23 protein-coding genes are annotated in these 24741 nt (G+C 65.3%); 19 read left to right on the forward strand and 4 right to left on the reverse strand.

The genetic code is table 11. From position 1 onward, the window contains the following. The first annotated feature begins 172 nt into the window (after nucleotides 1-172). The 9 genes from pcaF to AC1Q6Z_RS01060 all read left to right on the forward strand — a co-directional run bounded on the left by pcaF (nucleotide 173) and on the right by AC1Q6Z_RS01060 (nucleotide 8545). Nucleotides 173-1378, forward strand: coding sequence for a 3-oxoadipyl-CoA thiolase (gene pcaF / locus AC1Q6Z_RS01020; RefSeq protein WP_492646444.1), 1206 nt, complete (start codon nucleotides 173-175; stop codon nucleotides 1376-1378). A 24-nt stretch (nucleotides 1379-1402) separates the two neighbouring features. Then, nucleotides 1403-2407, forward strand: a complete 1005-nt coding sequence (paaA, locus tag AC1Q6Z_RS01025; RefSeq protein WP_492646445.1) for a 1,2-phenylacetyl-CoA epoxidase subunit PaaA — start codon at nucleotides 1403-1405, stop codon at nucleotides 2405-2407. A gap of 13 nt (nucleotides 2408-2420) precedes the next feature. Beyond that, the gene (gene paaB, locus AC1Q6Z_RS01030; RefSeq protein WP_069061017.1) at nucleotides 2421-2705 is read left to right on the forward strand and encodes a 1,2-phenylacetyl-CoA epoxidase subunit PaaB; all 285 of its coding nucleotides are present in this window, start codon (nucleotides 2421-2423) and stop codon (nucleotides 2703-2705) included. Beyond that, the gene (paaC, locus tag AC1Q6Z_RS01035; RefSeq protein ID WP_492646446.1) at nucleotides 2705-3487 is read left to right on the forward strand and encodes a 1,2-phenylacetyl-CoA epoxidase subunit PaaC; all 783 of its coding nucleotides are present in this window, start codon (nucleotides 2705-2707) and stop codon (nucleotides 3485-3487) included. The genes paaB and paaC overlap by 1 nt, the downstream gene beginning before the upstream one ends. A gap of 9 nt (nucleotides 3488-3496) precedes the next feature. Continuing rightward, nucleotides 3497-4021, forward strand: coding sequence for a 1,2-phenylacetyl-CoA epoxidase subunit PaaD (gene paaD / locus AC1Q6Z_RS01040; RefSeq protein WP_492646447.1), 525 nt, complete (start codon nucleotides 3497-3499; stop codon nucleotides 4019-4021). 87 nt (nucleotides 4022-4108) lie between these two features. Then, the gene (paaE, locus tag AC1Q6Z_RS01045; protein ID WP_492646448.1) at nucleotides 4109-5185 is read left to right on the forward strand and encodes a 1,2-phenylacetyl-CoA epoxidase subunit PaaE; all 1077 of its coding nucleotides are present in this window, start codon (nucleotides 4109-4111) and stop codon (nucleotides 5183-5185) included. A gap of 11 nt (nucleotides 5186-5196) precedes the next feature. Further along, nucleotides 5197-5952 carry a Phenylacetic acid catabolic protein gene (locus AC1Q6Z_RS01050; protein ID WP_492646449.1) on the forward strand — a complete coding sequence of 252 codons (756 nt, stop codon included), beginning with the start codon at nucleotides 5197-5199 and terminating at the stop codon, nucleotides 5950-5952. A 12-nt stretch (nucleotides 5953-5964) separates the two neighbouring features. Continuing rightward, a complete protein-coding gene (paaZ, locus tag AC1Q6Z_RS01055; protein ID WP_492646450.1) occupies nucleotides 5965-8022 on the forward strand; it encodes a phenylacetic acid degradation bifunctional protein PaaZ in 2058 nt (685 codons plus the stop codon). A 4-nt stretch (nucleotides 8023-8026) separates the two neighbouring features. After that, nucleotides 8027-8545, forward strand: coding sequence for an acyl-CoA thioesterase (locus tag AC1Q6Z_RS01060; RefSeq protein WP_492646451.1), 519 nt, complete (start codon nucleotides 8027-8029; stop codon nucleotides 8543-8545). 7 nt (nucleotides 8546-8552) lie between these two features. On the opposite strand, the gene AC1Q6Z_RS01065 is transcribed toward AC1Q6Z_RS01060, so the two are convergent. The 4 genes from AC1Q6Z_RS01065 to paaG form a co-directional block, all read right to left on the reverse strand. Then, complete coding sequence (locus AC1Q6Z_RS01065; RefSeq protein ID WP_492646452.1) at nucleotides 8553-9149, reverse strand: TetR/AcrR family transcriptional regulator; 597 nt, start codon at nucleotides 9147-9149, stop codon at nucleotides 8553-8555. Between the two features lie 104 nt (nucleotides 9150-9253). Then, complete coding sequence (paaK, locus tag AC1Q6Z_RS01070) at nucleotides 9254-10564, reverse strand: phenylacetate--CoA ligase PaaK (protein WP_492646453.1); 1311 nt, start codon at nucleotides 10562-10564, stop codon at nucleotides 9254-9256. 34 nt (nucleotides 10565-10598) lie between these two features. After that, complete coding sequence (gene paaI, locus AC1Q6Z_RS01075) at nucleotides 10599-11039, reverse strand: hydroxyphenylacetyl-CoA thioesterase PaaI (RefSeq protein WP_492646454.1); 441 nt, start codon at nucleotides 11037-11039, stop codon at nucleotides 10599-10601. Then, nucleotides 11036-11824, reverse strand: a complete 789-nt coding sequence (gene paaG / locus AC1Q6Z_RS01080; RefSeq protein ID WP_492646455.1) for a 2-(1,2-epoxy-1,2-dihydrophenyl)acetyl-CoA isomerase PaaG — start codon at nucleotides 11822-11824, stop codon at nucleotides 11036-11038. The genes paaI and paaG overlap by 4 nt, the downstream gene beginning before the upstream one ends. A gap of 101 nt (nucleotides 11825-11925) precedes the next feature. Between paaG and paaN the strand changes: the two genes are divergently transcribed. The 10 genes from paaN (at nucleotide 11926) to AC1Q6Z_RS01130 (ending at nucleotide 24734) form a co-directional block, all read left to right on the forward strand. Then, complete coding sequence (gene paaN, locus AC1Q6Z_RS01085) at nucleotides 11926-13587, forward strand: phenylacetic acid degradation protein PaaN (RefSeq protein WP_492646456.1); 1662 nt, start codon at nucleotides 11926-11928, stop codon at nucleotides 13585-13587. A gap of 31 nt (nucleotides 13588-13618) precedes the next feature. Beyond that, on the forward strand, nucleotides 13619-14770 hold the full coding sequence (locus AC1Q6Z_RS01090) for an ABC transporter substrate-binding protein (protein WP_492646457.1): 1152 nt from the start codon (nucleotides 13619-13621) through the stop codon (nucleotides 14768-14770). Between the two features lie 69 nt (nucleotides 14771-14839). After that, nucleotides 14840-15712: a branched-chain amino acid ABC transporter permease gene (locus AC1Q6Z_RS01095; RefSeq protein WP_256119879.1), complete on the forward strand. Its 873-nt coding sequence runs from the start codon at nucleotides 14840-14842 to the stop codon at nucleotides 15710-15712. A gap of 2 nt (nucleotides 15713-15714) precedes the next feature. Next, nucleotides 15715-16671, forward strand: coding sequence for a branched-chain amino acid ABC transporter permease (locus AC1Q6Z_RS01100; protein ID WP_435266388.1), 957 nt, complete (start codon nucleotides 15715-15717; stop codon nucleotides 16669-16671). Beyond that, nucleotides 16668-17453 carry an ABC transporter ATP-binding protein gene (locus AC1Q6Z_RS01105; RefSeq protein ID WP_439617609.1) on the forward strand — a complete coding sequence of 262 codons (786 nt, stop codon included), beginning with the start codon at nucleotides 16668-16670 and terminating at the stop codon, nucleotides 17451-17453. The genes AC1Q6Z_RS01100 and AC1Q6Z_RS01105 overlap by 4 nt, the downstream gene beginning before the upstream one ends. Continuing rightward, a complete protein-coding gene (locus AC1Q6Z_RS01110; protein ID WP_435266386.1) occupies nucleotides 17440-18141 on the forward strand; it encodes an ABC transporter ATP-binding protein in 702 nt (233 codons plus the stop codon). The genes AC1Q6Z_RS01105 and AC1Q6Z_RS01110 overlap by 14 nt, the downstream gene beginning before the upstream one ends. Nucleotides 18142-18145: 4 nt before the next feature. After that, on the forward strand, nucleotides 18146-20206 hold the full coding sequence (locus AC1Q6Z_RS01115; protein WP_492646458.1) for a 3-hydroxyacyl-CoA dehydrogenase NAD-binding domain-containing protein: 2061 nt from the start codon (nucleotides 18146-18148) through the stop codon (nucleotides 20204-20206). Nucleotides 20207-20284: 78 nt separating this feature from the next. Then, nucleotides 20285-21211 carry a helix-turn-helix domain-containing protein gene (locus AC1Q6Z_RS01120; RefSeq protein WP_256119871.1) on the forward strand — a complete coding sequence of 309 codons (927 nt, stop codon included), beginning with the start codon at nucleotides 20285-20287 and terminating at the stop codon, nucleotides 21209-21211. Between the two features lie 114 nt (nucleotides 21212-21325). Continuing rightward, complete coding sequence (locus tag AC1Q6Z_RS01125) at nucleotides 21326-22732, forward strand: aldehyde dehydrogenase family protein (protein WP_492646459.1); 1407 nt, start codon at nucleotides 21326-21328, stop codon at nucleotides 22730-22732. 28 nt (nucleotides 22733-22760) lie between these two features. After that, nucleotides 22761-24734: a copper amine oxidase gene (locus tag AC1Q6Z_RS01130; RefSeq protein ID WP_492646460.1), complete on the forward strand. Its 1974-nt coding sequence runs from the start codon at nucleotides 22761-22763 to the stop codon at nucleotides 24732-24734. Nucleotides 24735-24741 lie beyond the last annotated feature (7 nt).

Here is a 24741-nt window from a genome sequence, read left to right on the forward strand (position 1 = left end):
TCACACGGAAAAACGCAGTTTGTGCTATGATGTCGGCTGCTGGAATGAAACATCACAGAATCTGGAGAAATTGCCATTGATTTGTGACGCATTGGGTGGTAAATAACCAACCGATCGGTCGGCGAATGTTTCGGGAGAGGCAGGCCGGCCTTCGGTACAGGGAGGAAACCGCGTGTCCGAAGCCTTTATCTGCGATGCTGTCCGTACGCCCATCGGCCGCTATGGCGGCCTGTTGTCGTCGGTCCGTGCCGACGATCTGGCGGCCCTGCCGCTTTCGGGCCTGATGGCACGCAATCCCGGCGTCGATTGGTCGAAGGTCGATGACCTTATCTATGGCTGCGCCAATCAGGCCGGCGAGGACAACCGCAATGTCGGCCGCATGGCCGTGCTGCTCTCCGGCCTTCCCGTTTCCATTCCCGCCACCACCGTCAACCGCCTCTGCGGCTCCGGCATGGACGCCGTCGGCATGGCCGCGCGCGCCATCCGCGCCGGCGACTGCGACTTCGTCATTGCCGGTGGCGTCGAGAGCATGAGCCGGGCGCCCTTCGTCATGCCGAAGGCCGACAGCGCGTTCTCGCGTGCCAATGCCGTCTATGACACGACGATCGGCTGGCGCTTCGTTAATCCCAAGATGAAGAAGGCGTTCGGCGTCGATTCCATGCCGGAAACCGCCGACAACGTCGCCACCGATTTTGCCGTCAGCCGCGAGGATCAGGACGCCTTTGCCGCGCGCAGCCAGGCCCGCTGGGCCGCCGCGCACGAGGCCGGTATTTTTGCCGATGAGATCGTGCCCGTCCATGTGCCGCAGAAGAAGGGCGATGCGCTCGTCGTCGACCGCGACGAACATCCCCGTCCCGGCACGACGGCCGAACAGCTCGGCAGGCTCAAGGGCGTCAACGGCCCCGACCTGTCCGTCACCGCCGGCAATGCCTCGGGCGTCAATGACGGCGCAGCCGCATTGCTCATCGCCAGCGAAGCAACTGCACGGGCGCAGGGCCTGACGCCGAAGGCGCGTGTCGTCGCCATGGCGGCGGCTGGTCTTGAGCCGCGCATCATGGGCTTCGGTCCCGCGCCGGCGGTGCGCCGGGTGCTGGAGCGTGCCGGCCTGTCGCTCGGCCAGATGGACGTCATCGAACTCAACGAGGCCTTTGCCTCGCAGGCGCTTGCCGTGCTGCGCGATCTCGGCCTGCCGGACGACGCGGCCCATGTGAACCCGAACGGCGGCGCCATCGCCATCGGCCATCCGCTCGGCATGAGCGGCGCGCGGCTCGTCACCACCGCGACCTATCAGCTCCACCGCCAGGGCGGGCGTTATGCACTCTGTACCATGTGCATCGGCGTCGGCCAGGGCATCGCCATCATTCTCGAACGCGTCTGACGCGCACAGCCTGAGGAGACGACCATGTATGCACAGATGGTAAAGACTGACGCAGCGCGCGTCCGGTCCCTCGACGAGATGGATCCCGTGGAGCGCGACTTCCAGGAGCGCGTCGACGCCGGCCAGAAGATCGAGCCGAAGGAATGGATGCCGGAAGGCTATCGCAAGACGCTGGTGCGCCAGATCAGCCAGCACGCCCATTCCGAAATCGTTGGCCAGCTGCCGGAAGGCAACTGGATTTCCCGCGCTCCGACGCTGGAGCGCAAAGCGATCCTGCTCGCCAAGGTGCAGGACGAGGCGGGCCACGGCCTCTACCTCTACTGTGCCGCCGAAACGCTCGGCATCAGCCGCGACCAGATGTATGAGCAGCTGCATTCCGGCAAGGCCAAATATTCCTCGATCTTCAACTATCCGACGTTGACCTGGGCCGATATCGGCGCCATCGGCTGGCTCGTCGATGGCGCGGCGATCATGAACCAGGTGCCGTTGCAGCGCTGTTCCTACGGCCCCTATGCGCGGGCCATGGTGCGCATCTGCAAGGAAGAGAGCTTCCACCAACGCCAGGGCTACGACGCCCTGATGCGCATGGTGAAGGGCACGCCGGCGCAAAAAGCGATGGTGCAGGATGCGCTGAACCGCTGGTGGTGGCCGTCCTTGATGATGTTCGGCCCCTCGGACGATGCCTCCGTGCATTCGGCCCAGTCGATGGCTTGGAAGATCAAGCAGAATTCCAACGACGAGCTGCGCCAGAAATTCGTCGACCAGACCGTGCCGCAGGCCAAATATCTCGGCCTCACCGTGCCGGACCCGGACCTCAAGTGGAACGAGGAAAAGGGCGGTCACGATTTCGGCGAGCCGGACTGGGAAGAGTTCTTCAACGTGATCGCCGGCAACGGCCCCTGCAATGCGGAACGCCTCGACGCCCGCAAGAAGGCCTGGAATGACGGCGCCTGGTTCCGCGACGGCCTGACGGCGCATGCCGAAAAGGCCGCCGACCGCCGCGCCGCCGCCAAGATCGCCGCCGAGTAAGGGAGAGAGCACGATGTCCAGCGAATGGCCGCTTTGGGAAGTCTTCATCCGGGGCCAGCACGGCCTCAACCATCGCCATGTCGGCAGCCTGCACGCGCCCGACGCCGAGATGGCGATCAACAATGCGCGCGACGTCTATACGCGCCGAAACGAGGGTGTCAGCATCTGGGTGGTGCGGTCGTCCGAGATCACCGCCAGCGCGCCGTCGGAAAAAGGGCCGCTGTTCGATCCGTCGAACTCCAAAGTCTACCGTCACCCGACCTTCTTCGACATTCCGGATGAAGTGGGGCACATGTGATGGCGACCGCAACGCTTGAACCGGCGGTCGATCAGGCCGCGCTTCTCGAATTCCTGCTGCGCATCGGCGACAATGCGTTGATCCTCGGCCATCGCGTTTCCGAATGGTGCGGCCACGCGCCGGCGCTGGAGGAGGATATCGCGCTCGCCAACACCGCGCTCGACCTGATCGGCCAGACACAGCTCTGGCTTGGCCTTGCCGGCGAGGTGGAGGGCAAGGGCCGCTCGGCGGACGACCTCGCCTATCTGCGCGACGGCTATGACTTCCGCAACATCCTGCTGGTCGAGCGCCCGAACGGCGATTTCGGCAAGACGCTGATGCGGCAGTTCCTGTTCGATGCTTGGCACTATCTGCTCTTGAAGGCGCTGAAGGGCTCAGCGGAAAAGCGCATCGCCGAGATCGCGGAAAAGGCCTTCAAGGAGGTCTCCTACCATCTCGACCGCAGCCGCGACCTCGTCATCCGCCTCGGCGACGGCACGGCGGAAAGCCACCGCCGCATGCAGGAGGCGCTGGACGATCTCTGGCCCTATACGGGCGAGATGTTCGCTGCCGATGCGGTGGATGCGGCCCTCGTGGAGGCCGGCGTGATCTCCGAACCGCAGAGCCTGAAGGCCGGCTGGGACGAGATCGTGGCCGAAGCGCTCACCGAAGGCACGCTGAAGAAGCCCGCCGATGGCTACATGCACAAGGGCGGGCGGCGCGGCGTACATACGGAGCATCTCGGCTTCATCCTGTCCGAAATGCAGTTCCTCCAGCGCGCCTATCCGGGCGCCATCTGGTAGGGGGCGGTCATGGACCCGGCGCTTCGTCCCTCGATCGATGAGGTCTGGCACTGGCTGGCTGAAGTGCCGGATCCGGAAATCCCGGTGATCTCGCTCACCGACCTTGGCATCATCCGCAATGTCGCCTGGCGCGACGATACGCTGGTGGTGACGGTGACGCCGACCTATTCCGGCTGTCCCGCCACCACGATCATCAATCTCGATATCGAGACGGCGCTCGCGGAAAAGGGTCTTTCCAAGGTGAAGCTGGAACGCCAGCTCTCGCCCGCCTGGACGACGGACTGGATCAGCGCCGAGGGCCGCGAAAAGCTGCGCGACTACGGCATCGCCCCGCCAATCGACGGCACGGCGGCCGATGGCGTGCTGATGAAACGCATCGACCGGCTTTCGGGCCGCTCGAACCTGACCATCGCCTGTCCGCGCTGCGGATCGGCGAACACGGAAAAAATCAGCCAGTTCGGCTCGACGCCCTGCAAGGCGAGCTATCGCTGCACCGACTGCCTGGAACCGTTCGACTATTTCAAGTGCATCTGACCACCAGAGCTTTTTGTTTTTACGCAATTCCGGACGCAAAACCGCTACGCACTTTTGCTGGAATTGCTCTATGGAAAGGGCCCGCGCATGGCACGTTTTCATCCCCTGACCGTCACCGACGTTCGCCGCGAGACGCGCGATGCGGTCGTGGTCACGCTTCGGCCGTCTGACGAGGACCGCGCCGTCTTCGATTTCACGCAGGGCCAGTACCTGACCTTCCGCCGCAAGTTCGAGGACGAGGAGCTGCGCCGCTCCTACTCGATCTGCGCCGGCAAGGACGAGGGTGTCTTGAAGGTCGGCATCAAGCGCGTCGACGGGGGCTGCTTCTCCACCTGGGTCAACGAGAACCTGAAGGCCGGCGATACGCTGGAAGCCATGCCGCCGATGGGTGCCTTCTTCACGGCGCTGGAGCCTGAAACGGCCAAACATTATCTCGGCTTTGCCGGCGGCAGCGGCATCACGCCCGTGCTCTCGATCATCAAGACGGTACTGTCGCGCGAGCCGCGCGCCCGCTTCACGCTGGTCTATGCCAACCGGCAGATCAGCTCGATCATGTTCCGCGAGGAGCTGGAGGACCTGAAGAACGTCTATCTCGGTCGCCTCTCGGTGCTGCATGTGCTGGAGAGCGAGGCGCAGGATATCGACCTCTTCACCGGTCGCATCGATGGCGCGAAATGCGCGGCGCTGTTCAAAAACTGGATCGACCCTAAGTCGGTGACGACGGCCTTCATCTGCGGCCCGGAGCCGATGATGCTGGCGATCGCCGCCGCCCTTCGCGAACATGGGCTTCGCGCCGACCAGATCAAGTTCGAACTCTTCGCCTCTTCGCAGCCCGGCCGTGCGCGGCGCAAGGTGGAGCAGGTCAACGGTGCCGATCACGCTGCGGCCTGCGAGGCGACCGTCACGCTCGATGGCGCGACCCGCATCTTCAAATTTCCCAAGCACGGCCAGAGCCTGCTCGACGCAGCGCTCGAAAACGCCATGGACGCACCTTACGCCTGCAAGGCCGGTGTCTGTTCCACCTGCCGCGCCAAGGTTCTGGAAGGTGAGGTCGAGATGGAGACCAACCACGCGCTGGAAGATTACGAGGTGCGGCAGGGCTATGTGCTGACCTGCCAGTGCTACCCGCTCACCGACCGCATCGTCGTCAGCTACGACCAGTAGGGGGAACGCGCATGTCCGATACGATGCCGATCGAGGATTATCTGGCGCAAGGCGGCGTGCTGTCGTCGCCGGCCAATGTGCCGCCGCGCTACCGTGGCGAGTTGCTGCGCCTGATGGCGAGTTTCGTCGATAGCGAGCTGGCCGGTTCCGCCGGTTTTGCCGACACGATCAACGATGCGCCGGGCATCCAGGAGCGCATCTCCGCCGCCCGCATCGTGCTGGAAAAGGCCGATCACGCCGGCAAGGTGCTGGCGATCATGGAAACGTTTGGCGCGGACGGCGGGCGCTACGCCGTTCACCATCCCTGGGCCGTGCGGCTTTCCCGCGAGGCGGATATCGGCGCGGCGCGTCAGGGCGGCGACATGCGTCTCTCCGTCTTCCACTATCCGCTGGAAGGCTGGGTCGATGCCGTGGTCATGAACGTGCTGATGGGCCGGGCGAGCGTCGTGCAGTTGAAAGAGCTGTCGCGCGTCTCCTACCAGCCGCTCGCCGAGGTTTTCCGCGCCATCCTGCCGCGCGAGACGCGCCATGCCGAACTCGGCCTCGCCGGCCTCGTCCGTATTGTCGATAATGCGGAGGGCCGCGCCAAGGCCAAGGACTCCGTTGCCTACTGGTATCCGCGTGTCGCCGCGAGTTTTGGCCATTCCGGCTCGGCCCGCTTCGAGACGCAGTCGCGCTTCGGCCTGCGGCACACACCCAACGAGACCCTGCTTGCCGAATGGCGGGCGGAGGTCGATGCGCAGCTTTCTGCGCTCGGACTGAAGTGAGAGGATAATGAGATGAACGTCATGGCAAACCGGCCGCGCCGGCTCGAAAGCTATGTCGGCGGCCAGTGGGTCGCCGGCGCCCGGGAAGGCGTGCCGCTGCTCGACGCCTCGACGGGTGCCCCGGTCGCCTTCATCGATTCCACCGGCGTGGATTTCAAGGCGGCGCTCGCCTACGGTCGCGAAAAGGGTGGCCCGGCGCTGCGGCGCCTGTCGTTCCACGAACGCGCCGCCATGCTGAAGGCACTCGGCCAGGCCCTGATGGAGCGCAAGGAAGAGTTTTACGCGCTCTCGACCGCCACGGGTGCGACCCGCGCCGACAGCTGGGTCGATATCGAGGGCGGCATCGGCACGCTGCTGTCCTATGCTTCAAAGGGCCGGCGCGAATTGCCGAACCCCCGCGTGCTGCTGGATGGCGACGTGGAACTGCTCTCCAAGGATGGCACCTTTTCCGCGCAGCATATCCTGAGCCCGTTGCAGGGCGTCGCGGTCCATATCAACGCCTTCAACTTTCCCTGCTGGGGCATGCTGGAAAAGCTGGCGCCGACGCTGCTCGCCGGTGTGCCGGCCATCGTCAAGCCGGCGAGCCAGACAGCTTATCTCACCGAACTGATGGTCCGCCGCATCATCGAGGCCGGCATCCTGCCGGAGGGCGCATTGCAGCTCGTCTGCGGTTCGGTCGGTGATCTGCTCGACCATGTCGAAGGCCAGGATGCGGTGACCTTCACCGGCTCGGCCTCGACCGGCCAGCGCCTCAAGACGCACAGGGCGATCGTCGAAAACTCCGTGCGCTTCACCATGGAGGCCGACAGCCTCAATGCCGCCGTGCTCGGCCTCGATGCTGCGCCCGGCACGGAGGAATTCGACCTCTTCGTCAAGGAAGTCGCGCGCGAGATGACGGTGAAGGCCGGCCAGAAATGCACGGCAATCCGCCGCGTCATTGCACCGCGCGCCTTTAGCGAGGCGCTGATCGAGAGCCTGCGCGCCCGTCTCGGCAAGACGGCGCTCGGCAATCCGGCGGACGAGGCCGTCCGCATGGGGCCGCTCGCCAGCCTCGACCAGCGCGAGGAGGTTCGCGCCCGCATTCGCGATCTCTCCGCCGACGCGGAAATCGTCGCCGGCGATCCGGACAATCCGAGCATCACCTCCGGCGATGCGACGGCCGGCGCCTTCCTCAATCCGGTGCTGCTCTATTGCGACAAGCCGGGTTCTGCCCGCGCTATCCACGATGTCGAGGCCTTCGGCCCCGTCAGCACCGTGATGCCCTATGACACCGCGGAAGAAGCGGTCGATCTCGCCCGGCGCGGCAAGGGCAGCCTCGTCGCCTCGGTCTTCACCAACGATCCGGCCTTTGCCCAAGAAGTCGTGCTGGGTCTTGCGCCGTTCCACGGCCGCGTGATGATCGGCAACCGCGTCAGCGCCAAGTCCTCCACCGGCCACGGTTCGCCACTGCCGGGCCTCGTGCACGGCGGCCCCGGCCGCGCCGGCGGCGGCGAGGAACTGGGCGGCATGCGCGGCGTCAAGCACTACATGCAGCGCACCGCCATCCAGGGCGCGCCGACCCTGCTTTCCGCCGTCACCGGCCGTTGGCTGCCGGGCGCCGAGGCGCGGGCCGCTGGCGAGCATCCGTTCCGCAAGTCTCTGGCAGAGCTCAGGATCGGCGACCAGCTGATCACCGCGACGCGCACGGTGACGCTCGACGACATCGAGCACTTTGCGAACTTCACCGGCGACACCTTCTACGCCCACATGGACGAGGAAGCCGCCAAGGCGAACCCGTTCTTCGACGGGCGCGTGGCGCATGGCTATCTCATCGTGTCGTTTGCGGCCGGCCTGTTCGTCGATCCGGCGCCGGGTCCGGTTCTCGCCAATTACGGCGTCGACAACCTGCGCTTCCTGACACCGGTCAATCCGGGTGATACGCTGAAGGTGCAGCTCACCTGCAAGGAGATCAATCCGCGCGCCAATGCCGAACACGGCGAAGTGCGCTGGGATTGCAACGTGACGAACCAGACGGGCGCCACCGTCGCACAATATGACGTTCTGACGATGGTGGCCAAAACGAGAGAGTGACCGCATGACGCCGATCGAGCAGGACCCGCGCCGCCTGGAAATGACCGTTTTGATGACGCCCGACATGGCGAATTTTTCCGGAAAGGTTCACGGCGGCGCGCTGCTCAACCTGCTCGATCGCGTCGCCTTCTCCTGCGCCTCGCGCTATTCGCAGCAATATGCAGTGACGCTTTCGGTCGACCAGGTGATGTTCAAGGAGCCGATCAACGTCGGCGAGCTCGTCACCTTCCGCGCTTCAATCAACCATACGGGGCGCACCTCCATGGAGGTGGGCATCCGCGTCGAGGCGGAAAACATCCGCACCGGCCATCGCCGGCATACCAATTCCTGTTATTTCACGATGGTCGCGGTCGATGAGGCCGGAAGGCCGGTGCGCGTGCCGGAACTGGAACCGAAGAGCACGGTCGATATCCGGCGTTACAAGGCGGCGGAGTTGCGTCGCACGCTGCGGCGGGAGTTCGCGGAGCGGCTGGAATCGGTCGCGGCGACGGGCAAGGATGTCGAGCGGTCGGAGGACGGTTAGGTAAGGCTTACGTAACGGCCTTGACGCCTTCAAGGATCAGCGTCGTCGCGATGTCGGCATATTCGTCCCGCGTGATCGGCCCATTCGGGCGGAACCACATATAGACCCAGTTCATCATGCCGAAGAGCGACATCGTGACGGGCATCAGCAGTGGGCGATCCTTGTTGAGGTCCGGGTTGATGTCGCGGATGACGCCGGAAAAGCGCTTGACGATCTGCCGCTCGATCGCCTGCAATTCGGCGAGCTGTGTCTCCGACAGCGCGCTGGTGCCGTTGAGCTGAACCTTGTGCTCGTTGTCACGGCCTTCGTAGTTCGCCAGCACGGCCTTCACCAGCAGGCGCAGCCGTTCCTGCGGCGCGACATCGGGGCGATCGGCGGCTTCGATTGCGCTTTCCAGTTCCGAAAGGTGCGTGCGCACGATGTCGAAGATCAGCGCGTCCTTGCTCGGGTAATAGTGGTAGAGCAGGGCCTTGGAGACGTTGCTGTGCGAGGCGATCAGCGACATGGAGGCCTTCTCCATGCCCATCTCGGCGAACACCGCCGCGGCACTCGACAGAATGCCTCGCTGTTTTTCCTCGAAATCCACTGCGCGCGTGCGTGCCATGTCGTCCTGCTCTGCTCATTTCGGCTGACGGTCGCCTAGGAAGGGCGGATGCCCTCCCTATACACAGTCAAACCGGTGCCGGGCTATACCGGCGCTGCGTTCGTTCATTCTTTCGGGCGGTTGTCGACCACCCGCTTTGCCTTGCCCTCGGAGCGCGCCACGCCGCCCGGCCCGTGCACGAGGATCTTGGTGGAAACGCCGACCACGCTCTTGATGTGGTGGGCGAGTTCCTTGGCCGATCCCGCGCGCGCGCCTTCGTCGGTCGCGTCCAGCGTACATTCGACATGGACCGTCATACTGTCCATACGGCCGGCGCGCGTCAGCTCGATCTGGAAATGCGGCGCCAGCCCGCGACATTTCAGGATCTGCTCCTCGATCTGCGTCGGGAAGACGTTGACGCCGCGCAGGATCATCATGTCGTCGGAGCGGCCGGTGATCTTTTCCATGCGGCGCATGGCGCGCGCGGTGCCGGGCAGGAGCCGCGTCAGGTCGCGCGTGCGATAGCGGATGATCGGCAGGCCTTCCTTGGTGAGCGTGGTGAAGACCAGTTCGCCCATCTCGCCATCCGGCAGCACGTCACCCGTCACCGGGTCGATGATCTCGGGATAGAAATGGTCTTCCCAGATATGCAGCCCGTCCTTCGTCTCGACGCATTCGTTGGCGACGCCCGGACCCATGACTTCCGAAAGGCCGTAGATGTCGACGGCATGCATGTCGAAAGCCTGCTCGATCTCTTCGCGCATGGCGTTCGTCCAGGGCTCGGCGCCGAAAATGCCGACGGCGAGCGAGCTTTCGCGCGGGTCGATGCCGTGCTTGCGGAATTCGTCGAGGATGGAGAGCATGTAGGAGGGCGTCACCATGATGATGCGCGGCTTGAAATCCTGCATCAGCGTGACCTGGCGCTCCGTCATGCCGCCGGAGATCGGCACCACGGTGCAGCCGAGCTTTTCCGCGCCATAGTGCGCGCCGAGGCCGCCGGTGAAGAGGCCGTAGCCATAGGCGACATGCACGATATCGCCGGCCCGGCCGCCGGAAGCTCGGATCGAACGGGCGACGACGGTCGCCCATGTGTCGATGTCCTTGGCCGTGTAGCCGACGACGGTCGGCTTGCCTGTCGTGCCGGAGGACGCGTGGATACGGGCGAGCTTTTCACGGGGTACGGCGAACATGCCGAAGGGATAGGTGTCGCGCAGGTCCTTCTTGGTGGTGAAGGGGAATTTGGCGAGATCCGACAGCGTTTTCAGGTCCGAGGGATGCACGCCCGCCTCGTCGAAACGCTGGCGATAGAAGGGGGAATTCTCGTAGGCGTGGCTCAGCGACCATTTCATGCGCTCAAGCTGCAGCGCGGAAATCTCGTCGCGCGACGCCGTCTCGATCGCTTCGAGCTCGCCGGGGCGAGGGGACAGGTCTTCCATGGAAATCTCCTCCGAGAATGCGGGATGGTCTGCCTCACTCCGGCAGATGGGTGCCCTTGACTGTTCGCGAGTGGCCGCGGAATTCCGCGACGTGCTCGCCCTCCTGATTGGTGATGCGGATATCGTAGATGCCGCCCCGCCCGCGGCGCGACACTTCCCGCGCCGTCGCCGTCAGCCGGTCGCCCCGGAAAGCCGGTGCGAGGAACGTCACCGAACAGTGCTGGGCGACGGTGCGCTGGTTATAGGTGTTGCAGGCAAAGGCGAAGGCGGAATCCGCCAGCGTGAACATGTAGCCGCCATGGCAGGTGCCGTGGCCGTTTGTCATGGTTTCCGCAATCGTCATGGTGATCGTCGCCTCGCCGGGGGCGACGGAGACGAGTTCCATGCCGAGATGGCGGGTGGCGTTGTCGTCGTCCCACATGGCTTTGGCGCAGGCTTCCGCCAGCGCTTGCGGGGAAAGGCTGGCGGCGCTCATTTGCCCTTGAACTCCGGCTTGCGCTTTTCGAGGAAGGCGGAGACGCCTTCCGCATAGTCGGCGCTGCGGCCGGCCTCGCGTTGCAGATCGCGTTCGAGGTCGAGCTGTTCGTCCAGCGAATTGGTGGCGGCGGCCTGGATGGCGCGCTTCGTCATGCCGAGACCCTTGGTCGGGCCGGCGGCGAGGCGGGTCGCGAGCGCCGTTGCCTCTTCCATCAGCGTGTCGTCGTCGACGGCGCGCCAGATGAGGCCCCAGTCGGCGGCGGTTTCCGCGCCGAGCGGTTCGGCGGTCAGCGTCATCGCCTTGGCACGCGCCTCGCCGATGAGGCGCGGCAGGCTCCAGGTGCCGCCGGAATCGGGCACGAGGCCGATCTTGGCGAAGGCCTGGATGAAGCGGGCGGAGCGGGCGGCGAGTGTGATATCGCAGGCAAAGGCGATGTTGGCGCCGGCGCCCGCGGCGACGCCGTTGACGGCGCAGATCACCGGCTTTTCGAGGCTGCGGATGAGGCGCAGCAGCGGGTTGTAATAGGTCTCGATCGTGTGGCCGAGATCCGGCACGCCCTTCTTGGGATCGCGGTCGCCGAGATCTTGCCCTGCGCAAAAACCGCGGCCGGCGCCGGTCAGCAGGACGGCGCGCACGGTTTCGTCGGCATGGGCGCGCTCGAAGCCGGCGCGCAGCGCAAGGTGCATCTCTTCGTTGAAGGCGTTGAGCTTGTCCGGGCGGTTCAGCGTGAGGCTGAGGACGCCATCGGCGAGCGCCGACAGAATGGTGTCGGATTGAGACATTTTTCCTCCCTGTCGCCCTTCCCAGCGGCGACCGTAAAAAAACTCTTGCATAAACCGACCGGTCAGTCAATTATAAAAGCACTGACTGGGAGGAGCCAGAGATGACCGGACTTTTCGAGCGCCATCGCCCGACGCTGCAAGCGGCCCTTGCTGCCGCCGCCAAGCGTGACTTCTGGTCCGCCTATCCCGAAGTGCCGAGCGGCAAGATCTATGGCGAGACCGCCAAGGATGACGGCCTCGCTGCCTATGAGGCGCGGCTCGGCAAGGCCTTCGACCTGCCCGACCATCCGTCGGAAGGCATGGTTGGTGCGGAAGTCTCGCCTTACGGATCGTCCCTCGGCATCACCTATCCCGCCGCTTCCGCCGACATGCTGATCATGGCCTCGCGCGCCGCCGCGCCGCAATGGGCCGCCGCCGCGCCGGAGGTGCGCACCGGCATCTGTCTCGAAATCCTTGCCCGCCTGAATGCCCGCAGTTTCGAGATGGCGAATGCCGTCATGCACACGACCGGCCAGGCCTTCGCCATGGCCTTCCAGGCCGGCGGCCCGCACGCGCAGGACCGCGGCCTTGAAGCCGTGGCCTATGCCTATGCCGAGATGAGCCGCATACCGGCGCAGGCGACCTGGACCAAGCCGCAGGGCAAGGGCGCGCCGATCGTCATGGAAAAGCACTGGCGCATCCTGCCGCGCGGCGTTTCGCTTGTCATCGGCTGCAACACCTTCCCGACCTGGAACAGCTATCCCGGCCTTTTCGCCAGCCTCGCCACCGGCAACACTGTCATCGTCAAGCCGCATCCCGCGGCGATCCTGCCGCTCGCCATCACCGTCGAGATTGCCCGGCAGGTGCTGGTGGAGGAGGGTTTTGCGGCCGATATCGTGCTGCTCGCTGCCGACGCGCCCGGTGCCGAAATCACCAAGGACCTCGTGCAGCATCCGGCGGTCGCCATCGTCGACTACACTGGCTCCAACAGCTTTGGAAGCTGGGTGCGCGAAAATGCCGGCAAGGCCGATGTCTATACGGAAGAGGCGGGCGTCAATTCCATCGTGATCGGCGCTACCGACAATTTCGCCGGCATGTGCGGCAACATAGCCTTCTCGCTGTCGCTTTACAGCGGCCAGATGTGCACCGCGCCGCAGGATATTTTCGTGCCCCGCGGCGGCATTGAGACGGATGAGGGCCACAAGAGTTTTGATCAGGTCGCAGCCGGAATCGCCGCTGCCGTCGATGGCCTGCTCGCCGATCCGGCGCGTGCGGCCGGCGTCTGCGGCGCCATCGCCAACCCGGCGACGCTCGCCCGCATCGCCACGAGCCGGCCGCTCGGCCGTGTCGTGCGTGACTCCGCGCCCGTAGACGGCCTCGACGATGCGCGCACCGCGACCCCGCTGATCCTCGCCGTCGATGCGGCGGATGCGGAGGCCTATGGGGAGGAGCGTTTCGGACCGATCGCCTTCGTCGTCGCGGTCGATGACGTGACCGACGGTGTGAACCGCGCCGCTGACCTCGCCGAGCGCAAGGGCGCCATCACCGCTGCCCTCTACGAGACGAACGAGGCGCATATCCTCGCTGCTGCCGATCGTTTCGCGACGGCGGGCGTCAATCTTTCGGTCAACCTGACCGGCGGCATCTACGTGAACCAGAGCGCCGCCTTCAGCGATTTCCACGTCACCGGTGCGAACCCCGCGGGCAATGCCAGCCTGACGGATGCGGCTTTCGTAGCCAACCGGTTCCGCGTGGTGATGTGGCGTCGCCCCGCGGCGGCGTAAACCTTTGTCTTTGTTGGGAGGAGAAACCGACATGAAACTTTCGCTCACCACAACTGCGCTTGCCGGCACCTTGGCCCTCGTGCTCGGCCTCGCCGCGCCTGCGCTTGCCGATATCAAGATCGGTGCCACCATTTCCGAAACCGGTCCCGCCTCCTTCCTCGGCGATCCGGAAGCGAAAACGCTGAAAATGCTGGTCGAGGAGATCAATGCGGCCGGTGGCGTCAACGGCGAGAAGCTGGAACTCGTCATCTATGACGACGGCGGCGACCCGAACAAGGCGCGCACCTTCGCCACCCGTCTCGTCGAGGACGACGAAGTGGTGGCCGTGATCGGCGGCACGACGACCGGCACCTCCATGGCCATCATCCCGGTCTTCGAGGATGCCGAAGTGCCCTTCATCTCGCTTGCCGGCGCCATCGAGATCATCGATCCGGTCAAACCCTATACGTTCAAGACGCCGCACACGGACCGCATGGCCTGCGCGAAAATCTTCGAAGACATGAAGAAGGCCGGCATCAGCAAGATCGGCATGATCTCCGGCTCCGACGGTTTTGGCGCCTCGATGCACAAGCAGTGCCTCGCAATCATCGGCGACTACGGCATCGAGGTGCTGGCCGACGAGACCTACGGCCCGACCGACGCCGACATGACGCCGCAGCTCACCAACATCAAGGGCAAGGACGGCATCCAGGCCGTGCTGAACCCGGGCTTCGGCCAGGGTCCGGCCATCGTCACCCGCAACTATGCGCAGCTCGCCGTCGGCCTGCCGCTCTACCAGTCGCATGGCGTCGCTTCGGATGGCTTCATCGAGCTTGCCGGTGCCGAGGCCGCGGAAGGCGTGCGCCTGCCGGGCACGGCGCTGCTCGTCGCCGGCCTGCTGCCGGAAAGCGACCCGCAGCGCGCCGTGGTCGTCGCCTACAAGGAAGCCTATGAGAAGGCGACCGGCAAGCCGGTCTCGACCTTCGGCGGTTATGCCCATGATGCGCTGCGCATCCTCGTCGATGCGATCAAGCGGGCAGGCAGCGCCGAGCCCTCGGCGATCCGCGATGCGATCGAGGGCACGTCCGGCCTCGTTGGCACAACGGGCACGGTGACCATGAAGGCCGAAGATCACCTCGGCCTCGATCTCTCGGCCTTCCGCATGCTGCAGATCGAAAAGGGCGGCTGGAAGATCGTCGAATAATCCTCTCGTGCCGCCGGCCTGCACGATGGTGCGGCCGGCGGAACCATCGCGCGGACCGCGGAGGCATCCATGCCCGAACTCCTGCAATTCCTTCTGTCCGGGATCACGGTCGGCGCGGTCTATGCGCTGGTCGCCCTCGGCTTCACGATCATCTACAACGCCTCCGACGTCGTGAACTTCGCCCAGGGCGAGTTCGTCATGCTCGGCGGCATGATCACCTTCTTCGCGCATGCCGCCGGCCTGCCGCTGCCGCTTGCAGCCCTCATCGCCATCATCGTGACGGCGGGCATCGGCGTGGCGCTCAACAAGCTCGCCATCGAGCCCGCGCGCGGTGCTCCGGTCGTCTCGCTGATCATCATCACCATCGGTGCTTCCATCTTCATCCGCGGCGCGACGCAGCTCGTCTTCGACAAGCAGATCCATCGCTTCCCGGCCTTTTCCGGCGACCAGCCGATCCTCATCGGCGGCGCGACCATCCTGCCGCAGAGCCTGTGGGTGATTGCCGGCGCGCTCGCCGTCTTCGTCTGTCTCTGGCTGTTCTTCACGCGCACGCTGATCGGCCGCGCGGTGCTGGCGACCGCGAACAATCGCGTCGCGGCCCAGCTCGTCGGTATCAATACGAACTATGTGATGACGCTGTCCTTCGCCATGTCCGCCGCCATCGGCGCGCTCGCTGGCGTGCTGGTGACGCCGATCACGCTGACGAGCTACGATGTCGGCCTCGCGCTGGCGCTCAAAGGGTTTGCCGCCGCCATGCTCGGCGGCATGGGCAACCCCAAGGGCGCGCTCGTCGGCGGCCTGCTGCTCGGCATTCTTGAGGCGATGACGGCCGGCTATATCAGCTCGCAGTATAAGGACGCGGCCGCGTTCGTCGTCATTCTCGCGGTGCTCTTCGCCATGCCGCAGGGCCTGTTCGGCCGCAAGTCGACGGATCGGGTGTGACCATGCGGCTCTCCAGCAAGGCAACCACGCTCCTCATCCTCGCAGCGGTCATCGCGATCGCGCCGGTGTTCTTTCCGTCGTCCTATTATTTCCGTGTCGGCTCGCTGATCTTCGTCAACGGCCTGGCGGTGACGGGCCTCGTCATCCTCATCGGCTATGCCGGTCAGATCAGCCTCGGCCACGCCGGTTTCGCCGGCATCGGCGCCTATGCCTGCGCGCTGGCGCCCGTGCATCTCGGCCTGCATCCGGCGCTTGCCGCCGTGCTCGGCGCGCTTCTCTCCGCCGCCATCGCCTTCCTCGTCGGCCGGCCGATCCTGCGGCTCAAGGGCTATTATCTCGCCGTGGCCAGCCTCGGCTTCGGCATCCTCGTTTCCATGGTGCTCTCGAACGAGGCGCAGCTGACCGGCGGGCCGGATGGCATGGCGGTGCCGGAACTGGGCCTGCGCGCCGTGCTGAAGGCCATCGGCATCGACCTGTCGAACACCGAATTCTGGTATGCCTTCTCCGGCCTCGTGCTGGTGATCGGCGCCTGGCTGGCGCTCAATCTCTACCACAGCCCGACCGGCCGGGCGCTGCGTGCGCTGCATGGGTCGGAGGTCGCCGCCCGCACGGTCGGCGTCGATGTCGCGCATTACAAGCTCGTCGCCTTCGTCATCTCCGCGGTCTATGCCTCTGTGTCCGGCTCGCTCCTGGCATTGCAGAACAAGTTCATCACGCCTGATGTCGCGGGCTTCATGCATTCGATCGAGATGGTCACCATGGCCGTGCTCGGCGGCGCCGGTTCGGTCCTCGGCGCCATCCTGGGGGCGGCGATCCTCACCACGCTGCCGCAGGTGCTGACGGTCTTCCAGGAATATGAACAGCTCATGCTCGGTCTCGTGATGATGCTGGTCATGATCTTCATGCGCGAGGGCCTGCTGCCCTCCATCGCGCGCCGCATCCGGGGGAGAGCAGAATGAGCCTGCTTCAGATCGAAGGTTTGGGCATCGATTTCGGCGGCCTTCGCGCCGTGCACGATGTCGGTTTCTCCTTGAAACCCGGCGAGATCGTCTCTGTCATCGGCCCGAACGGTGCCGGCAAGACGACGCTGTTCAACATGATCTCCGGCGTCTACGCCCCGGCGCGCGGCCGCGTCGTGCTGGATGGCGAGGACGTCACCCGGATGCCGCCGCACCTTCTGGCGCGGCGCGGCCTTTCGCGCACCTTCCAGAACTTGCAGATCTTCCAGTCGATGAGCGTCTTGGAAAACGCCGTCGCCGGCCATCACCTGCACGAGCGCGGCTCGGTCTTCGCCGACCTCTTCTCGCTGCCCGCCGCGCGCCGCCGCAGCAAGGCATCGGAGGACAGCGCCCGCACGCTGCTCGACCGCGTAGGCCTCGGCCGTGCTGCCGAGCAGGAGGCGGGCTCGCTCTCCTACGGCGCGCTGAAGCGGCTGGAAATCGCCCGCGCACTGGCGCTGAAACCGCGCGTGCTGCTGCTCGATGAACCCGCCGCCGGCTGCAACGCCGTCGAGACGGAGGAGATCGATCACCTCATTGCCAAGGTTGCGGCCGAGGGCGTGTCGATCCTGCTGGTGGAGCACGACATGAAGATGGTCATGCGTATTTCCAACCATATCGTGGTGCTCGATCACGGGGAAAAAATCGCAGAGGGCGAACCCGCGGCGATCTCGCGCAATCCGCGCGTCATCGAAGCCTATCTCGGCGCCCAGGCGACGGAGGTCCAGAATGCTGACGGTTGAGGGACTGCGTTCACGCTACGGCCGCATCGAGGTGCTGCACGGCATCGATCTCGACGTCGCCTCCGGCGAGATCGTCACGGTGGTTGGCGCGAACGGTGCCGGCAAGACGACACTGCTGAAATGCCTCTCCGGCATCCAGCCGGTGTCGTCGGGCTCCATCGTCTTCCGCGGCGAGGCGCTGACGACCGTGCCGGCGCATGCCCGCGTGCGCCGCGGCCTCGCCCAGTCGCCGGAGGGCCGGCAGATCTTCACCAACCTCACGGTGGAGGAAAATCTCCGGCTCGGCGCCTATCTCTTCGCCGATGACAAGGTGGAGCGCGACATGCAGGATGCCTTCGCCATGTTCCCGATCCTCAAGGAGAAGCGGAACCTTGCGGCGGGCGGTCTTTCCGGCGGGCAGCAGCAGATGCTGGCAATCGCCCGTGCGCTGATGGCGCGCCCCTCCTGCCTGCTGCTCGACGAGCCGAGCATGGGCCTCGCCCCCATCCTCGTCGCGCAGATTTTTGACGTGGTGAAGAGCCTGAAGGCGCTCGACGTCACCGTGCTTCTCGTCGAGCAGAACGCTTTCGGTGCGCTTTCGGTCGCCGATCGCGGTTATGTCATGGAGACAGGGCGCATCACCATGGCCGGCCCCGCCGCCGCACTGATCGCGGACGAACGCATCCGCGCCGCTTATCTGGGAATATGACACCATGACCGTCACCATCGCCCGCGAAAACGCCATTGCCGTCGTCACCGTCGACAATCCGCCCGTCAACGCCCTGTCGCAGGCGCTGCGGCAGGCGCTGGTGGAGGCGGTGGCGGAACTGGATGCGGACGCGACGGTCAAGGCCGTCGTGCTCATCTGCGCCGGCCGCACCTTTATTGCCGGGGCGGATGTCAGCGAATTCGGCAAGCCGCCGCTGCCGCCGCACCTGCCGGATGTGGTGGCGCGCATCGAGGCGGCGAAAAAGCCCTGGGTCGCGGCGATCCATGGCAGCGCGCTTGGCGGCGGGCTGGAAGTGGCGCTCGGCTGCGCCTATCGCGTGGCGGTCGCCTCCGCCAGCCTCGGCCTGCCGGAAGTGAAGCTCGGCATCATTCCCGGTGCCGGTGGCACAGTTCGCCTGCCAAGGCTGATCGGCCCCGCGGCGGCCGTAGATCTGGTGACGAGTGGCAGCCCGATCGGCGCCAAGAAGGCCGAGGGGCTCGGCCTCATCGATGCGATTCTTGACGGCGACGTCAGGGCCGGCGCGATCGCCTTCGCCGGCGACGTAGCGGAAAAACCCTTGCCGCAGCCGATCTCCAGCCGCGACGTGCCGGCAGTCGATGCGGGCTTCTGGGAAAGCGCGGAAAAGGCGGTCGCCGCCAAGGCGAGACGCGAAATCGCGCCGCTCAGGGCGCTCGCCTCGGTGCGCAACGCCAGCGAGACGGATTTTGCCGGGGCCATGGCTTTCGAGCGGGAGACCTTTCTGGATTTGCGCGGTTCCGAACAGGCGGCGGCGCTGCGTCATGTCTTCTTCGCCGAGCGTGCCGCGCCGCGCCCGCCGGAGCTTGCCGGGATCACGCCGCGTGACATCCGCTCCGCGGCCGTCATCGGTGGCGGTACGATGGGCGCGGGCATCGCCGCCGCGCTGCGCGACGCCGGCCTGCCGGTGGTTCTCATCGAGCGCGATGCGGCAGCGGTCGAGCGCGGGCTCGCCAATGTCCGGGCCATCTATGAGGGGTCGGTGAAGCGCGGACGCATGACGCAGGCGGTGGCCGATGAGCGTATGGCCGGCGTCACCGGTGGCGATGATTATGGCTTGCTGGCCGATACGGATCTCGTCATCGAGGCCGTCTTCGAGGATCTCGCCGTCAAGCGCGCGGTTTTCGAAAAACTCTCGTCGGTCTGCCGGCCGGATGCGGTGCTGGCCACCAACACCTCCTATCTCGACCCGAACGCGATCAGCGAAGGCGTAAGCCATCCCGAACGCTTCCTCGGCCTGCATTTCTTCAGCCCGGCGCATATCATGAAGCTGCTGGAGATCGTGCCGACGGAAACGACCGCGCCGGACGTTCTGGCAACCGGTTTCGCACTCGCCCGCCTCCTGGGAAAAATCCCCGTCCGCGCCGGCATCTGCGATGGTTTTATCGGCAACCGCATTCTGAAGGTCACGCGCGCCCAGGCCGAGCGGCTGCTGCTCTCCGGCGCGACGCCGTCCGCGGTCGACGCCGCCATGCGCGCCTTCGGCCTGCCGATGGGGCCGTTCGAGGCGCAGGATCTCGGTGGCCTCGACATTGCCGCCTTCCAGCGCAAGGCGGCGCGCGCACGCGGCGAAACACCCTTCGCACCCGTTGCCGATCGGCTTTGCGCCATCGAGCGTTTCGGCCAGAAAACCGGGGGTGGCTGGTACGACTATCAGCCGGGCGACCGCGCGCCAAAACCGTCGGAAGCGGTGGCGGCGATCATCGCTGAAGAGGCGGCGGGCCGCCCGCAGCGCGTGTGGAACGAGGCTGACATCGCCGACGCCATCCTGCTGCCGATGGTCAAAGAGGCGACGCGTATTCTGGAGGAGCGCGTGGCGCTGCGTGCGGCCGATATCGATCTCGTGAAAATCCACGGCTACGGTTTTCCGCGCTGGCGCGGCGGGCCGATGCATTATGCCGAAGCGCGCGGGCTTGCCGAGGTCGTTTCAGTGCTGGACCGGCTCGCTTCGGACGGCCTTGCCGATCCACCTTGTGCAGGCCTGCGTCGGTCGGCGGAAGCCGGTAGTTTTTCAGCGCTTGCGAAATAGAGACGATAGGCAAGCGCTGCGGACTGTGATGAGATAGTTTGGGAGTGTGGGCATTCTGCTGGAGCCGGGGAGGGCGCGATGCAGTCGCTGATGACGCCGGGACACAAGCCGGTGGCGGTGGAAATTCTGGAGGCCGAGATCCGCCGGGTCTGCGGCTCCTTCGACCTGGAGCCGATGCGGCGGGGCGGTGTCGTCAATGGCGATGTCACCACACGGCGCGTCGGGCCGTTCGATACGGCGATCGTGGCGCTCGATGCCTCGGAGGTCGCGCGCAACACCCGCTCCATCCGGCAGGATCCCGGCGAATATTTCTTCCTGCTGGTACAGGATGCCGGCCAGTGTCGCGTCGAGCAGGGCGATCATGTCGCGGAACTCTCGCCCGGCGACATGTTCCTCGTCGATTCCGTCAAACCCTCGACCTTTCTCTATCGTGGCGAGCGTTCGAACCAGGTGTCGCTGCACATTCCGCGCGACGAGATGGTGCATCGCTTCGGCAATGCCTGTACCGGCGGGCTTTCGATCTCGCGTGACGATCCGCTTTGGCTCGCCATGCGCGCGGTCATAGCCAAGATGCTGATGGAGGAGGGCGCGCAGGCGCAGCTTGGTGAAGCCTTCCTCTGCCTGATGGGCGCCTACCTGCATTCGACGCGCGTGATGGGCGCCGCCAGTCCGGCCGAGACGCTGCTCTCGCGGGCGCTTGCTATGATCGACCGTCACCGCGCGGACCCGGCGTTCGGCCCGCGCGAACTGGCCTCGCGCCTCAATGTGCCGGAGCGCACCTTGCAGCGGCATTTCCGGCCGCTCGGCGAAACGCCCGGGCACCGGCTGCTGAACCGCCGGCTGGAGCTTGCCCATGCGCGGCTTTCTACCCGCAAGGGGGATCAGCCCGCGGAAGGGGTGACGGCCGTCGCCTTCGATTGCGGCTTCAACGACCTTTCCTATTTCTACCGCGAGTTCCGCAAGAAATACGGCACGACGCCGGGCGCGGTCGCGCGCTGCCATTGACGCTTTTGTCCAAAAGGCGGGACGGCACCGTCCAAGTCTGACGCCCCGCCAACGCCTATTCTCTGCCACCAGATGTGCCCGCCGGAGGTGGGCCGTTCCTTGGAGGAGGCGGAAATGATGGAATTCAAGGCAACGATTGGCGGCAAGCCGGCCAGTGTCGGCTCGGACTTTGCCGTGCTGAACCCGGCGACGGGCGAAGAAGTCGGCCGCGCGCCGAACATGGGCGGAGCGGAGCTCGATGCCGCCGTCGCCGTCGCCAAGGCGGCGTTTGCGACGTGGTCGGCGCAGAGCGACGAGGCCTTGCAGGCCGCCTGCGCCGCCGTGACGGCGAAGATCGAGGAGCATGCGGCGGAACTCGCCGAGATCATCACGCTGGAGCAGGGCAAGCCGCTGAACGGCCTCGGCTCGCGCTGGGAGATCGGCGGCGCTGTTGCCTGGGCGGGTTATACGACCGGGCTCTCGATGCCGGTCAAGGTGTTGCAGGATAATGAGCAGGGCCGGATCGAGCTCACGCGCAAGCCGCTGGGTGTCGTCGGTTCCATCACGCCGTGGAATTTCCCGGTGATGATTGCCGTCTGGCACATTCTTCCGGCGCTGCGCACCGGCAATACGGTCGTCGTCAAACCCTCGCCCTATACGCCGCTTTCGACGCTGCGGCTCGTCGAGATCATGAACGAGGTGCTGCCGCCGGGTGTCGTCAATGTGGTGACGGGCGACGACAAGGCGTTCAATCTCGGCGGTGCCATGTCGGCGCATCCGGATATCCGCAAGATCGTCTTCACCGGCTCCTGCGCCACGGGGCAGAAGGTCATGCAGTCCGCTGCCGAGACGATGAAGCGGCTGACGCTCGAACTCGGCGGCAACGATGCCGGCATCGTGCTGCCGGATGCCGATCCGGAAAAGATTGCCGAAGGCCTGTTCTGGGGTGCCTTCATCAACAACGGCCAGACCTGCGCGGCGATGAAGCGGCTCTATGTACACGACTCGATTCATGACGCCGTCTGCGATGCGCTCGTCGCCTATGCGAAGGCGATCCCGGTCGGCAACGGCATGGAGGAGGCAAGCATATTGGGGCCGATCCAGAACCGTATGCAGTTCGACAAGGTTTCGCGCCTCGTCGCGGATGCCAAGGGGCGCGGCAAGGTGCTGCTCGGTGGCGAGCCGGGCGAGGGCCTGTTCTTCCCGCCCACCATCGTTTCCGGCCTTCGCAACGGCGATGCGCTGGTCGACGAGGAGCAGTTCGGCCCGGCGCTGCCGATCATCCGCTACTCCGATGTTGAGGAGGCGATCCGGCTTGCCAATGACAGCCCGAACGGGCTCGGCGGCTCCGTCTGGTCCTCGGATATTGCGGCGGCGAAGAAGGTCGCGAGCCGGCTCGCCTGCGGCTCCGTCTGGATCAACAAACACGGCGCCATCCAGCCGAATGCGCCCTTCGGCGGCGTGAAGGCCTCCGGCATCGGCGTCGAGTTCGCCGAAGAGGGGCTTGCCGAATACACCGATATCCAGGTGGTCTTCGCCTGACAGAACCAAGCAAGAAGAGGGAACGATCATGAGACTTTTCAAACACCTGGCCTCGACGGCGCTGGCGCTCGGCCTTGCCGCCGGTGCCGCGGCCGCGCATCCGCTCGACGGGCTGACGGCCGAGGAATACCAGAAGATCAACCAGATCCTGCGCGGTGAGAAGGTCGCGGACGACAACACGCTCTATCCGCTGATCGAGCTGAAGGAGCCCGCTAAGGCCGACGTGCTGGCGTGGAAGGAAGGCGATAGCCTCGACCGGAAGGCGACGGTATATTTCACCAGCGCCGAGGGGTTCAGCGAGGCGGTCGTCAACATCACCAAGGGCACGGTCGAGAGCAACGCCAAGACGGCCGGCCAGCCGATGGTGCTTTTCACCGAGTTCATGAATGCGCTGGAAGGCGCGCTCGGCCATCCGGACATGGTGGCGGGGCTTGCCAAGCGCGGCCTGAAGCCGGAACAGGCCTTCTGCCTGCCGCTGACCGGCGGCAACTTCTTCACGGAGGAATACCAGAATTCCCGCCTGATGAAGGTGCCGTGTTACCAGGTGCCGGAAGGCTCCAACTTCTATGCCAAGCCGGTCGAAGGCCTCTTCGCTGTCTACGATATCGGCAAGAAGGAAGTGCTGCGCGTCATCGATACCGGCGTCGTCGAAGGACCGAAGGATGGCTGGGGTTATACGGAGGAGGAGGTCGCCAAGCGCCTGCCACTGCGTCCGGAAACCAAGCCTGTCAAGCTCGTGCAGGAAGGCGGCCCGAACTACAAGATCGACGGCAGCCATATCGAATGGGACATGTGGCGCTTCAACTTCCGCGTCGACAAGCGCCCCGGCCTCGTCGTCTCCAATCTCGATGTCAACGACGCCGGAACCTGGCGTTCGGTCATCTACCAGGCGCATCTCTCCGAAGTCTTCGTGCCCTATATGGACCCAACGGAAGGCTGGTACTGGCGCACCTACATGGACAGCGGGGAATATGGTTTCGGCCTGTTCCTGAGCCCCTTGCGCGCCGGCATCGATTGCCCCTCGCACGCGACTTTCTTGCCGGCGACGATCGCCGACGACAAGGGCGCGCCGCTCGTCATTCCCGATGCGATCTGCGTCTTCGAGCGCAATATCGGCGATCCGGCCTGGCGCCATTTCGAAGTCTTCGCGCAGACGCCGGAAAACCCGGTGCCGGCGGAAGGGCGGCCTGCGACCGAACTTGTCGTGCGCACGGCCTCGGAAGTCGGCAACTATGACTATCTGATCGACTATCGCCTGCAGCAGAACGGCCAGGTCAACATCTATGTCGGCGCCACCGGCCTCGATGCGGTGAAGGGTGTCGCCTCCACCTCGATGAAGGACCCGACGGCAAAGGCGGACACGGCCTATGGCACGCTGATCGCACCGAACCTCGTTGCCGCCAACCACGACCACTACTTCAACTTCCGCATCGACTTCGACGTCGACCAGCCGATCAACCATTTCTCGACGATGGACATCGTGCCGGCGAAACTCGACGCGTCGAGCCCGCGCAAGTCGATGTGGACGGTCGAGCACAAGATGCCGATGACGGAAATGGAGGCGCGCTACAAGCTTTCGTCCTCGCAGCCGCGCTACTTCCACATCTCCGACCCGTCGCGTGAAGGTTATCTCGGCCATGAGCCGGGCTACATGATCCACCACGGGGACGTGTCCTACGGCCCCTTCGATTTCGAGAACGACCCGCCGATGAAGCGCAATGCCTATATCGAATATTCGGTGTGGAACACGGTCTACGACCCGGAACAGCGGTATGCCGGCGGCAAGTTCGCCATGCAGAGCGATGGCTCCGATACGCTCGCCGAATGGGTGAAGAAGGACCAGAGCCTGATGGGCAAGGACATCGTTACCTGGTTCTCGGCCGGCTTCCACCACATTCCGCGCATGGAGGACTGGCCGGTGATGTCGACGGAGTGGAAGACCGTGCACATCATGCCGCACAACTTCTTCGCCCATAATCCGGCGCTGACGATCAGGAAGTAGACGCCGC

This window comes from Shinella sp. GW835-FHT14H05 (assembly GCF_058793575.1).